Consider the following 13417-nt stretch of genomic DNA (forward strand, 5'->3'; position numbering starts at 1 on the left):
CCTGAATCTACAAATCACCACAAATCCATTGTGGGAGCGAGCCTGCTCGCGAAGGGGCCATTACTTCCAACATTCATGCTGGCTGACACTTCGCCTTCGCGAGCAGGCTCGCTCCCACATTTGTATCTTATCGCTTGAACTGGCGCGTTTCAGCTTAGCCCCAGCTCACGCCAGATTCGCATGACCTGTCGCCGCTCGTCCGCGAATTGGTCGCCTGGTATCACCCCGGCGTCCTTCTGCAAGGCCTGCCGATGGGCGGCGGAGCGGTAAGCTTTGTAGGCTTCACGCAACAGGCTGGCATCTTCGGCGGGCATCAGCCCTTCGCGTTCCAGCTCTTCCAGAATGCGGATATTGTCAGTCCAGCGCAGCAATGGCGGGTGTGATTCGGACCACGCCAGGGCCGCGTATTGCACCATAAATTCAATATCGACGATACCTCCGGCGTCTTGCTTGAGATCGAATGGCGCCGTGGCCTCGAAGGCATTCGCCCCGGTGCCGGCCGCGGTGCTCTTGCTGCCGAGGTTATCGCGCATCTTGGCACGCATCTCACTCACTTCCTGGCGCAAGGTCGGCAAATCCCGCGCCTTGCCCAGAATCCCCGCACGCACCTGCTCGAAAGCCCGGCCAACATCCTCGCTGCCCACTAACACTCGTGCCCGAACCAGCGCCTGGTGCTCCCAGGTCCAGGCTTCGTTCTCCTGATAACGGGCAAACGCCCCCAGTGAACTCACCAGCAACCCCGACGCTCCCGACGGCCGCAGGCGCATGTCCACTTCATAGAGCTGACCGGAGTTGGTCTGGGCCGTCAGCAAATGAATGATCCGCTGCCCGAGCCGGGTGAAGAATTGCGCGCCATCGATAGGTTTAGGCCCATCGGTTTCCGCCTGCGGGTCGCCATCATGGATGAACACCAGATCCAGGTCTGAGCCATGCCCCAGCTCCAGGCCACCGACTTTCCCATAACCGACAATAATGAAGCCGGGATCGCACAAGGTGCCGTCGGTGCGCAGCGGCGTACCGTACTTGGCCACGGTCTGGCGCCAGGCCAGGGCAAGCACTTGCTCCAGAATGGCCTCGGCCAGCCAGGTCAGGTAATCGCTGACTTTCATCAGCGGCAGGCTGCCGGCGATTTCCGAGGCCGCTACCCGCAAGCGGTGCGCCAGCTTGAAATGGCGCAAGGCTTCCATTTGCTGCTCAAGGTCGTCCTCGGGAATCCGCGTCAGGCGCTCGCGCAATTCGGCGGCCAGTTCCGGGGCCAGGGGCGGCTTGAACAACCGGCCTTCATTGAGCAATTCGTCAAGCAACAACGGAAAACGCGTGATCTGTTCGGCGATCCATGGGCTGGCCGCGCACAAGGTCAGCAAGCGTCGCAGCGCGCCGGGGTTTTCGGTCAGCAACACCAGGTACGCAGATCGACGCGCCACGGCTTCCACCAGTGGCAGCACCCGCTCCAGCACCAGATCCGGATTGGCGTGCTCCACCGCCTGGGCCAGCAAACGCGGAATAAAGGCATCGAGACGCTCGCGCCCCAGACGCTGCATGGCACGCAACTGCGGACTGCCGCGCAGGCTGGCCAGCGCTTTCAACGCCTTGGGGGCATCGGTGAAACCGCCTTCCTGCAACTGACGGCAGGCAGCTTCTTCATCCTGGGCTTCTTCCCACAACGGCAGCCACTCACCGCCAACCACCACTTCGCTCTCGGCGCCCTGCTCCTCGTCGGGATCGGCGATCACCTGACCGAAGTGCCAGGCCACGCGCCCGCGCCAGTACATCAACTGCTCATGAAAGGCCGACCAATCGGCGAAACCCAGCATGAATGCAATACGCGCCTGATCCTGAGCGCCATCTGGCAACATCTGGGTCTGACGATCGGCAATCGTCTGGATCGCATGTTCGGTGTAACGCAGGAATTCGTAACCTTCACGGAGCTCGCTGACCACCGCCGGCGGCAGATAGCCCTGCCCTTCCAGCGTGCTCAACACCTTTAACAGCGGACGTTGTTGCAGGCTCAGGTCGCGACCGCCGTGAATCAGCTGGAAGGCCTGGGCGATAAACTCCACCTCGCGAATGCCGCCCGAGCCGAGCTTGATGTTGTCGGCCATGCCCTTGCGCCGAACTTCCTGCTGGATCAGCTGCTTCATGGTCCGCAACGCCTCGATGGCGGAGAAGTCCAGATAACGTCGATAAACGAACGGCCGCAGCATCTCTTGCAGTTGCGCGCCGGCCACTTGATCGCCAGCGACCACCCGCGACTTGATCATCGCGTAGCGCTCCCAGTCGCGGCCCTGGTCCTGGTAGTACTGCTCCAGCGCATTGAAACTCAGGACCAACGCACCCGACGATCCATAGGGGCGCAGACGCATGTCGACCCGGAACACGAATCCGTCGACGGTCATCGGGTCCAGCGCCTTGATCAGGCGCTGGCCGAGACGGATGAAAAACTCCTGGTTATCCAACGGGCGTTTCGCACCGACCGTTTCGCCGCCCTCGGGGTAGGCGAAAATCAGGTCGATGTCCGACGACAGATTGAGCTCCACCGCGCCCAGCTTGCCCATGCCGAGAATGACCATCTGTTGCGGTTCGCCGCTGCGGCGCCCCGTAGGCACGCCGAACTGCTGGCAATGCCGCGCGTACAACCACTGATAGGCCTGATCGATGCTCGCATCGGCCATGTCCGACAGGTCGCGGCAAGTCTGGATCAGATCGGCCTGGCGGGTCAGGTCACGCCAGATGATGCGCACCTGGTGCCGGGCACGCTGACGACGCAAGGCGCGGCCCAGCAAATCATCGGTTTCGGCAATGGTCGCCACCGCCGCAATCTGCGCACACAACTCACCGGGAGCAAAGGCGCGGTCCAGTTCGCCGGATCGCACCAGCTCCAGCAACATCACCGGATCGCGCACGCTTTGCTCGGTCACGAAGTCGCTGGCGGCCGTCACCCGGGCAAATTGTGCCCAGCGCTCCGGGGTCCAGGCGGACAAGCCATGGTCATCATCCAGGGCAGCAACGGCGGCACGGAACGACTGTTCGGCGCGGGTGACAAACGGCAGCAGGATGGAGGGCAGTTCGGCAAGCGAAGGAAGGCTCATGGTCTATCCTTGATCGGCGTGTATTGGGCCGAATGTAGTGATTTACAGGAATGCACTACCTGGAGGACTGTCGAACAAAAGTTAGAAATAGCTGTAATCTCTTCATTTTTGGCAGCCAACATCAAACTTTCACCTTTTCGGGTTGGTAAAAGACCAACCTTAACGATTATTCTCACAACGCAGCCGGGGGCCACAAGCCGCTCATCTGTAGTTTTACTACTCGTATATACATTAGTAAGGCTGAAATGCCGGATGATTTGTAGTAAAACTACACACCGCCGGAACAACCTATCGGCAATCCAAGAATTCATAACGTCTGCCCACAAGGCCAGTCGCTAACTCAGGCAACCGATTCTGGTAGCCTTTCCGCCCTGGAGCAAGCCATGCAAGACCTCGATCCCGTCGAAACCCAGGAATGGCTGGACGCCCTGGAATCGGTTCTCGACAAAGAAGGCGAAGACCGTGCTCACTATCTGATGACCCGTATGGGCGAACTCGCGACCCGCAGCGGCTCGCAGTTGCCTTACGCCATCACCACGCCTTACCGCAACACCATCCCTGTTACCCACGAAGCACGCATGCCTGGCGACCTGTTCATGGAACGCCGCATTCGCTCGCTGGTACGCTGGAACGCGATGGCCATGGTAATGCGTACGAACCTGAAAGATTCTGACCTGGGTGGTCACATCTCCAGCTTCGCTTCCAGCGCGACCCTGTATGACATCGGCTTCAACTACTTCTTCCAGGCCCCGACCGACGAACACGGCGGCGACCTGATCTACTTCCAGGGCCACACCTCGCCAGGCGTCTACGCCCGTGCGTTCATGGAAGGCCGCATCACCGAAGACCAGATGAACAACTTCCGCCAGGAAGTCGACGGAACGGGCCTGTCGTCCTATCCGCACCCTTGGCTGATGCCTGACTTCTGGCAGTTCCCGACCGTATCCATGGGTCTGGGCCCGATCCAGGCGATCTACCAGGCGCGCTTCATGAAGTACCTGGAAGCCCGCGGTTTCATTCAGCCTGGCAAACAGAAAGTCTGGTGCTTCCTGGGCGACGGCGAGTGCGACGAGCCGGAATCCCTGGGCGCGATCTCGCTGGCTGGCCGCGAGAAACTCGACAACCTGATCTTCGTCATCAACTGCAACCTGCAGCGCCTCGACGGCCCGGTTCGCGGCAACGGCAAGATCATCCAGGAACTCGAAGGCGTGTTCCGCGGTGCTCAGTGGAACGTGACCAAAGTCATCTGGGGCCGTTTCTGGGACCCACTGCTGGCCAAGGACGTCGACGGCATCCTGCAACGCCGCATGGACGAAGTCATCGACGGCGAGTACCAGAACTACAAAGCCAAAGACGGCGCGTTTGTACGTGAGCACTTCTTCAACACGCCAGAACTCAAGGCGATGGTTGCAGACCTGTCCGACGACGAGATCTGGAAACTCAACCGTGGCGGCCACGACCCGTACAAGGTCTACGCGGCGTACCACGAAGCGGTCAACCACAAAGAACAACCGACTGTCATCCTGGCCAAGACCATCAAGGGTTATGGCACCGGTGCCGGCGAAGCGAAAAACACCGCGCACAACACCAAGAAAGTCGACGTCGACAGCCTGAAGTTGTTCCGCGACCGCTTCGACATCCCGGTCAAGGACGAAGAGCTGGAAAACCTGCCGTTCTTCAAGCCGGAGCCGAACAGCGCCGAAGCCCGCTACCTGAGCGAGCGTCGCGCAGCACTGGGTGGTTTCGTGCCACAGCGCCGCGCGCAGAGCTTCAACATCCCGACGCCGCCACTCGATACCCTCAAGGCTATCCTCGACGGCACCGGCGACCGTGAAATTTCCACCACCATGGCTTTCGTGCGAATCCTCGCGCAACTGGTCAAGGACAAGGAAATCGGCCCGCGCATCGTTCCGATCATCCCGGACGAAGCCCGTACCTTCGGTATGGAAGGCATGTTCCGTCAGTTGGGCATCTACTCGTCCGTCGGCCAGCTCTACGAGCCAGTCGATAAAGACCAGGTGATGTTCTACAAGGAAGACAAGAAGGGCCAGATCCTCGAAGAAGGCATCAACGAAGCGGGCGCCATGAGCTCCTTCATTGCGGCCGGTACTTCGTACTCCAGCCACAACCAGCCAATGCTGCCGTTCTACATCTTCTACTCGATGTTCGGCTTCCAGCGCATCGGCGACCTGGCCTGGGCCGCTGGCGACAGCCGTACCCGTGGCTTCCTGATCGGCGGTACCGCCGGCCGTACCACCCTCAACGGTGAAGGCCTGCAACACGAAGACGGTCACAGCCACCTGCTGGCTGCCACCATCCCGAACTGCCGCACCTATGATCCAACCTACGGCTACGAGCTGGCGGTGATCATTCAGGACGGCATGAAGAAGATGACCGAAGAGCAACAGGACGTCTTCTACTACATCACCGTGATGAACGAGTCGTACCAGCAGCCAGCCATGCCGGCCGGTGCCGAAGAAGGCATCAAGAAAGGCATGTACCTGCTCGAGGAAGACACCCGCGAAGCGGCGCACCACGTTCAGCTGATGGGCTCCGGCACCATCCTGCGTGAAGTCCGTGAAGCGGCGAAGATCCTGCGTGAACAGTTCAACGTTGGCGCCGACGTGTGGAGCGTTACCAGCTTCAACGAACTGCGTCGCGACGGCCTGGCCGTTGAGCGCACCAACCGTCTGCACCCGGGCCAGAAGCCTAAGCTGAGCTATGTTGAAGAGTGCCTGAACGGCCGCAAGGGTCCGGTCATTGCCTCTACCGACTACATGAAACTGTTCGCCGAGCAGATCCGTCAGTGGGTACCGTCCAAGGAATTCAAAGTCCTGGGCACCGACGGTTTCGGCCGTAGCGACAGCCGCAAGAAACTGCGTCATTTCTTCGAAGTCGACCGTCATTTCGTGGTGTTGGCAGCCCTGGAAGCATTGGCTGACCGTGGCGATATCGAACCCAAGGTGGTGTCTGAAGCCATCGCCAAGTTCGGGATCGACCCGGAAAAACGCAACCCACTGGACTGCTGAGGAGAGATTCTGTGAGCGAACTCATTCGCGTACCTGACATCGGCAGCGGTGAAGGTGAAGTAATTGAACTGTTTGTGAAGGTCGGCGACCGTATCGAAGCCGATCAGAGCATCCTGACACTGGAATCGGACAAGGCGAGCATGGAAGTGCCTGCGCCGAAGGCCGGTATCATCAAGAGCCTGAAAGTGAAGCTGGGCGACCGCCTGAAAGAAGGCGACGAACTGCTTGAGCTGGAAGTCGAAGGTGCCGCTGCTGCGGCACCGGCGGCTGCCGCGCCCGCTGCCAAAGCCGAAGAAAAACCGGCCGCTGCTCCAGCACCGGCTGCTCCTGCTGCTGCGCCGGCTGCCGCTTCGGTTCAGCAAGTGCACGTGCCGGATATCGGTTCGTCGGGCAAGGCCCAGATCATCGAGATCCAGGTCAAGGTCGGCGACACCGTCGAGGCTGATCAGTCGCTGATCACCCTGGAATCCGACAAGGCGAGCATGGAAATCCCTTCGCCTGCCGCTGGCGTGGTCAAGGCCATCAGCGTCAAGCTCAACGACGAAGTCGGCACTGGCGACCTGATCCTGGATCTGGAAGTGGCGGGTGCTGCTGCACCGGCTGCGGCCGCGCCAGCTCAGGCTGCCGCACCTGCCGCCGCTGCTCCGGCGCCAGCCGCTGCGGCCCCGGCTGCTCCGGTAGCCGACAGCGTTCAGGACATCCACGTTCCGGACATCGGTTCGGCGGGCAAGGCCAAGATCATCGAAGTGCTGGTCAAGGCTGGCGACAGCGTTGAAGCCGACCAGTCGCTGATCACCCTGGAATCCGACAAGGCGAGCATGGAAATCCCATCGCCAGCCGCTGGCGTGGTGGAAAGCGTTTCCGTCAAGCTGGACGACGAAGTCGGTACTGGCGACCTGATCCTGAAGCTGAAAGTCAAAGGCGCTGCTCCGGCCGCTGCCCCGGCACCTGCCGCTGTGGCCCCGAGCGCTCCAGCTCCAGCCGCCGCACCGGCCGCTGCTGCACCGGCTCCGGCTGCTGCTCCTGCTGCCGCAACGGCCAAGCCTGGCGCCAAGGTCCACGCAGGTCCTGCCGTGCGCCAACTGGCCCGTGAGTTCGGCGTCGAGCTGAGCGCTGTTGGCGCCAGCGGTCCGCACGGTCGCATCCTGAAGGAAGACGTGCAGGTTTACGTCAAGGCCATGATGCAGAAGGTCAAGGAAGCACCGGCCGCTGCTGCCGGCGCAACCGGTGGCGCGGGCATCCCGCCGATTCCGGTCGTGGACTTCAGCCGCTTCGGTGAAATCGAAGAAGTGCCGATGACCCGCCTGATGCAGGTCGGCGCCGCCAACCTGCACCGCAGCTGGCTGAACGTGCCGCACGTGACGCAATTCGACTCGGCGGATATCACCGAGCTGGAAGCGTTCCGCAACGCCCAGAAAGCCGTTGCAGAGAAGGCCGGCGTCAAGCTGACCATCCTGCCGCTGCTGCTCAAGTCCTGCGCGCACCTGCTCAAGGAACTGCCGGACTTCAACAGTTCGCTGGCACCAAGCGGCAAGGCGATCATCCGCAAGAAATACGTGAACATCGGCTTCGCCGTCGACACCCCGGATGGCCTGCTGGTACCGGTCATCAAGAACGTCGACCAGAAGAGCCTGCTGCAACTGGCCGCCGAGGCCGCTTCCCTGGCTGAAAAAGCCCGGACCAAGAAGCTCTCGTCGGACGAGATGCAAGGCGCCTGCTTCACCATTTCCAGCCTCGGCCACATTGGCGGCACCGGCTTCACGCCGATCGTCAACGCGCCGGAAGTGGCGATCCTTGGTGTTTCCAAGGCCACCATCCAGCCAGTCTGGGACGGCAAAGCCTTCCAGCCGAAACTGATGCTGCCACTGTCGCTGTCCTACGATCACCGTGTGATCAACGGCGCCGCTGCTGCACGCTTCACCAAGCGTCTGAGCGATCTGCTGGCGGACATCCGCACCATCCTGCTGTAACCCCGGCTGGCCCTCCTTCATCGGAGGGCCGGTCGCGTTTCATGTTTTCCGAGCGCCACGCTCGTACCTCAACCCCGCCAGTTTGGCGGGGCTTTTTTTTGCCTGAAGTTTTTAAGCAATAGAAGTCTTCCTACATTTGTGGCTGATGTCGCCCACAACTCCAGTCCATTTCGGCTCAATATTTTTTCGAGTTCAATAACTAGCCTTGATTCATGACGGCGCAAAACAATCAACAACGCCGTCATCTTGATTCAACTAAATAACGAATGGACTCGAATATGTTCAAGCCAACTGTCGGGCCGATTATTGGCCACACTACAACTAATCGAACTCGCATTTTCATACGTGGAGAATGGCAAAAAAACGCTTTGGCATTTGCCGGCATTCGTTATCGACGATTCGGTGACGAACACTGGAATAAAGGCACCTTCAAACAACTGTCAGACGTGCGCGACATGTCCGACGTTATTGTCCTCCATGATCTCGTTGAGGATACCGAATACGAATATCAGGCTGGCTGGTTCAGCCCGATGAGCCCGGTGCACACCGTGGAGACCGTGCGGGAACTGCCATTGCAATGGCCTCGGGACGTCTATCGCTTTCGCACGCAATCGAACCAGGTCACAACGCCGCGGGCCTATGTCGTCGGATCCTGTCGCTATTTGAGCATGACGGCCGGCGTGCCATGGGCACCGCATCTGGGCGATCGGATCTTCGCATCCATCTCAAACCTGGCAAAGCATGGCTCACCGCCCATCAGCGCCCTGTTGATGACAGGCGACCAAGTCTATATCGATGATTTGAACTTCATTGCGCCGGATCGCGAATACCACGAAATACTTGCCAAATACCGTGTCGCCTTTTCTCAGCCGCACATTACGAAGTTAATGTCCGGCACACCGACTTACATGATCCTCGACGATCATGAAATCGAAGATAACTGGCCAGCCAATAAAGTCAGAGGCGATGAGGTTTTATACAAAAACGCCATCGCCGCCTATGAGTTATATCAAGCCAGTCACAGCCCGGCTCATCAGTTAAATGATGACGGGCAGCTCAGTTGCCCGTTAAAAAGGTATTGGTATCAGTTTACCAACGGCGATATCGAATGGTTTGTCACCGACAGTCGCACCCGGCGCCAACTCGCGGCCGATGATCGACGCATCCTTGACAGGGAACAGGAGCAAGCTCTGTGCGACTGGCTGATCCACAGTTCGGCCCGCGTCAAATTCGTGGTCACCAGCGTCATGTTCTACCCCGATCGAAAACGCAACACCAATGACGCCTGGCAAGCCTTTCCCGAGCAACGATTACGATTACTCGAGACGATTCGTCATCACGGGATCAGGAACGTGGTGTTCATTTGCGGCGACGTCCACGGCTCACTGACCAGCCGCCTGACCCACAGCGCGGACCCGGACTTCGAGGTGCACACCATCGTCTCGTCCCCCCTGTGTAACAGCAAACTGCTGCCCTACGCCAAAGACTCCACCTTCATTCTTGATCAACCGCTGATTCGCACGGCTGCCGGTGATTACCGACATGAACTCGCCAACAAGGTCATCAGCCAGGACAACTTCGCCCACTTGATTGTCGATGCGGAACAGATTCAAGTGCGCTATCACGATCGGGAGGGGCATCTGTTGCAATCAACACGGATTGAATTGAATCCGAGGTGAAAATCAGCAAATAGAATGACTTTTTGCTTTTAACTGGAGAAATCTTCACGCCTGCCGACATATTCTTATAGCACTTGGCCTTCATGTCTCTTGTCAGTCGGTGTCGCAATGATGCAACCTTGCCGCAGGCAACAGTAAAGAGGGCGAGAGCCCGGCGCGTTCAGCAAATACGAAGCGAGTTTCCCTCCCTATGAAGAGCCAACCCGATGCCGCCAGCCGTATGGTGGCCGAGGTAGTGACGCAGTTGCCTGTGCCCTCGCGGCTCGGCATGCTGCGTTTCGAACGGCTGAATGAACCAAGCTGGGCGCTGCTGTTTCTCGATCCCAATTGCGAACGACAATTCGGCTTGCCGGCCGTGGAGCTGTGCGCTCTGGTCGGCTCGCCCTACGCCAGCCTGATGGAGCCGGAAGCGCGTTATCAGCTGCATGACGCGATCCAGCATCAACTGAGCGAAGGCTCGCATTACCTGATCCGCTACACCTTGCACACCGCCGCAGGCTCGCTGAACCTGCTGGAACTGGGTGAAGGCTACAAACAGCACAATCGACACCTGTTGCGCGGTTACCTGCTGGTCATCGACGGCCTGTTCGAAGACGACCCCTTGTTGCCCGCGCTGGATCTGGAAACCCAGAACTCGCGCCTGCAAATCGCCCTGGAACTCAACCAGCGCGCGCAACAGGAACAATTGCAGCATCTGGAACGGGTGCGTGCCCAGCAGGATCTGATCCTGTTGCTGACCCGCCAGCGCTACAGCAGCAACAATTCCCTGCAAGAAGCCGCCGAACTGATCACACGCAGTGCCTGCGAAATTTACGAAATCGACTGCGCCAGCCTGTGGCACCTCGAGGGTTCGATGCTGATGCCGATTTCGGCTTTCCACCGCGCCAACCAGGAATACCTGTTGCCGCAGCCGATCGACGCCAGCGGTTTTCCCGACTACCTCGACGCGCTGCACACTGGGCGCGCCATCGATGCCCACAACGCCATGCGCGACCCTCGCACCCGCGAAATGGCCGAAAGCCTGCGCCCGCGTGATGTCAACGCAATGCTCGACGCCAGCATCCGCGTCGATGGCCAGGTGGTTGGCGTGCTGTGCCTTGAGCAAACCGGCGCGACCCGCGCCTGGCAGTCGGATGAAATTGCCTTCGCCGGTGAGCTGGCGGACCAGTTTGCCCAAGTCATCAGCAACCATAACCGACGCACCGCCACCAGCGCCCTGCACCTGTTCCAGCGCGCGGTCGAGCAAAGCGCCAACGCCTTCCTGCTGGTCAATTGCGACGGCGTGGTGGAGTACGTCAACCCGAGCTTCACCGCCATCACGCAGTACAGCACCGAAGAAGTCCATGGCCAGCGACTGGCCGAACTGCCGGCGCTGGAGAACCTCAGCGAACTGCTATTCGATGCGACATCGGCACTGGCCAAAAGCAACAGCTGGCAGGGTGAATTCAAGAGCCGTCGCAAAAACCTGGAACCCTACTGGGGCCAGTTGTCGATCTCCAAGGTCTATGGCGACAACCGCGAACTGACCCATTACATCGGCATTTACGAAGACATCACCCAAACCAAACTCGCCCAGCAACGCATCGAGCGCCTGGCCTATACCGATAACCTGACCAACCTCGGCAACCGTCCGGCATTCATCCGCAACCTCGATGAACGCTTCGCCCGAGACAGCGATACCCCGATCAGCCTGTTGCTGGTGGACATCGACAACTTCAAGCGCATCAATGACAGCCTCGGTCATCAGACCGGCGACAAGCTGCTGATCAGCCTGGCCCGGCGCTTGCGCAACAGCCTGAGCCCGAGCGGCAGCCTGGCGAGGTTCGCCAGTAACGAATTTGCCGTGCTGCTGGACAATACCGACCTCCACACCGGCCAACAGGTCGCCAACCAACTGCTGGCGACCCTCGACAAGCCCATGTTCGTCGACAACCAGCTGATCAGTGTGACCGGCTCCGTGGGCCTGGCTTGCGCCCCACTGCACGGGCGCGACCCGCAAACCCTGATGCGCAACGCCGGGCTGGCACTGCACAAGGCCAAGGCCAACGGCAAACATCAGGTGCAGGTGTTCACCGAAGCACTGAACGCCGAGGCCAGTTACAAACTGTTCGTCGAAAACAACCTGCGCCGCGCCCTGACCCAGAACGAGCTGGACGTGTTCTATCAACCCAAGCTCTGCCTGCGCAGCGGTCGCCTGTTGGGCATGGAAGCCTTGCTGCGGTGGGACCACCCGGAAAAAGGCATGATCCGGCCGGACCAGTTCATCAGCGTCGCGGAAGAAACCGGCCTGATCATTCCGATTGGCAAATGGATCGCCCGCCAGGCCTGCCGCAAGAGCAAAGAACTGACGGCAGCCGGGCTGGGCAATCTTCAGGTAGCGATCAACCTGTCGCCCAAACAGTTTTCCGATCCGGATTTGGTGGCGTCCATCGCCACCATCCTCAAGGAAGAAGCGCTGCCGGCGAACCTGCTCGAACTTGAGCTGACCGAAGGCCTGCTGCTCGAAGCCACCGAAGACACCCACCTGCAACTCGACCAGCTCAAGCGCCTGGGCCTGACCCTGGCCATGGACGATTTCGGCACCGGTTACTCGTCGCTCAGTTACTTGAAAAAATTCCCCATCGACATCATTAAGATCGATCGAAGCTTCATCCACGAAATCCCGGATAACCAGGACGACATGGAAATCACCTCCGCAGTGATCGCCATGGCCCACAACCTGAAACTCAAGGTCGTGGCTGAGGGCATCGAAACGGCCGCGCAGTTATCTTTCCTGCGTCGCCACCGTTGCGACGTTGGTCAGGGCTACCTGTTCGACCAGCCGATCCCGGGCGCCGAGCTGATCGAAAAGCTCAAACGCTACCCGCGCGGCCCTGGCGCCTGACAGCGGCCCGACACTCGGGCAAACTGCATCTCTGACTATTTACCCTGACTGAGGACTGATAATGGTTCTGCGCTCGGAAATTCTGGTGAACAAAAACGTGCTCCCTACCAAAGAACAAGCTCTGCCTGGTCGCGAAACCCCGATCAAGGTGCCGGATGAACACTTCGTCAACGGCAATCCGCTGCTGGGCCCATTCCCGGGCAATGTGGAATTCGCCATTTTTGGCCTGGGCTGCTTCTGGGGCGCGGAACGTCGCTTCTGGCAGCGCGAAGGCGTGTTCAGCACGTCCGTCGGTTACGCCGGCGGTTACACGCCGAACCCGACGTATGAAGAAGTCTGCTCGGGCCTGACCGGCCACAGCGAAGTGGTGCTGGTTGTCTACGAACCGGAAAAAGTCAGTTACGAAGAGCTGCTGAAGATGTTCTGGGAACTGCACAACCCGACTCAGGGCATGCGCCAGGGCAATGATATCGGCACCCAGTACCGTTCGGTGATCTACGCCACCAACCCGGCCCAGCTGGAAGCGGCGAAGAAAAGCGCACAGGTGTTCCAGGCCGAACTGACCAAGGCTGGCCAGGGCATCATCACCACCGATATCGACGAAGCCCCGACCTTCTACTATGCCGAGGCTTATCACCAGCAGTATCTGGCCAAAAACCCGGAAGGCTACTGCGGGATTGGCGGCACTGGCGTGACTTGCCCGATCTGATTTTCAGGTCCTGAAAAGCTTCGCGGGCAAGCCCGCTCCCACAAGTCAAGTGCCTGA

General features: G+C 59.7%; 6 protein-coding genes. 5 read left to right on the plus strand and 1 reads right to left on the minus strand.

From position 1 onward, the window contains the following. Nucleotides 1-149: 149 nt before the first annotated feature. The gene (glnE, locus tag HNQ83_RS04020; RefSeq protein WP_175387777.1) at nucleotides 150-3089 is read right to left on the minus strand and encodes a bifunctional [glutamate--ammonia ligase]-adenylyl-L-tyrosine phosphorylase/[glutamate--ammonia-ligase] adenylyltransferase; all 2940 of its coding nucleotides are present in this window, start codon (nucleotides 3087-3089) and stop codon (nucleotides 150-152) included. 383 nt (nucleotides 3090-3472) lie between these two features. On the opposite strand from glnE, the gene aceE reads away from it, so the two are divergent. From aceE to msrA, 5 genes are all read left to right on the plus strand, one after another. Next, nucleotides 3473-6118: a pyruvate dehydrogenase (acetyl-transferring), homodimeric type gene (aceE, locus tag HNQ83_RS04025; RefSeq protein WP_175387778.1), complete on the plus strand. Its 2646-nt coding sequence runs from the start codon at nucleotides 3473-3475 to the stop codon at nucleotides 6116-6118. Nucleotides 6119-6129: 11 nt separating this feature from the next. Beyond that, on the plus strand, nucleotides 6130-8088 hold the full coding sequence (aceF, locus tag HNQ83_RS04030; RefSeq protein ID WP_175387779.1) for a dihydrolipoyllysine-residue acetyltransferase: 1959 nt from the start codon (nucleotides 6130-6132) through the stop codon (nucleotides 8086-8088). Nucleotides 8089-8366: 278 nt separating this feature from the next. Then, nucleotides 8367-9767 (plus strand): alkaline phosphatase D family protein, encoded by a 1401-nt coding sequence (locus HNQ83_RS04035; RefSeq protein ID WP_175387780.1) that lies wholly within the window; start codon nucleotides 8367-8369, stop codon nucleotides 9765-9767. Between the two features lie 190 nt (nucleotides 9768-9957). After that, nucleotides 9958-12651, plus strand: coding sequence for a bifunctional diguanylate cyclase/phosphodiesterase (locus tag HNQ83_RS04040; protein WP_175387781.1), 2694 nt, complete (start codon nucleotides 9958-9960; stop codon nucleotides 12649-12651). A gap of 61 nt (nucleotides 12652-12712) precedes the next feature. After that, nucleotides 12713-13360 carry a peptide-methionine (S)-S-oxide reductase MsrA gene (gene msrA, locus HNQ83_RS04045; protein WP_175387782.1) on the plus strand — a complete coding sequence of 216 codons (648 nt, stop codon included), beginning with the start codon at nucleotides 12713-12715 and terminating at the stop codon, nucleotides 13358-13360. Nucleotides 13361-13417: the final 57 nt, after the last annotated feature.

It is taken from the genome of Pseudomonas sp. C2B4, assembly GCF_013359695.1.
In the GTDB taxonomy this organism is placed as follows: Bacteria; Pseudomonadota; Gammaproteobacteria; order Pseudomonadales; family Pseudomonadaceae; genus Aquipseudomonas.

What these genes read in the sequence shown, in the direction of transcription:
- HNQ83_RS04035 (WP_175387780.1), top strand. Translation starts at nt 8,367, where the DNA reads ATGTTCAAGCCAACTGTCGGGCCGATTATTGGCCACACTACAACTAAT.
- msrA (WP_175387782.1), top strand. Translation starts at nt 12,713, where the DNA reads ATGGTTCTGCGCTCGGAAATTCTGGTGAACAAAAACGTGCTCCCTACC.
- aceE (WP_175387778.1), top strand. Translation starts at nt 3,473, where the DNA reads ATGCAAGACCTCGATCCCGTCGAAACCCAGGAATGGCTGGACGCCCTG.
- HNQ83_RS04040 (WP_175387781.1), top strand. Translation starts at nt 9,958, where the DNA reads ATGAAGAGCCAACCCGATGCCGCCAGCCGTATGGTGGCCGAGGTAGTG.
- glnE (WP_175387777.1), bottom strand. Translation starts at nt 3,089, where the DNA reads ATGAGCCTTCCTTCGCTTGCCGAACTGCCCTCCATCCTGCTGCCGTTT.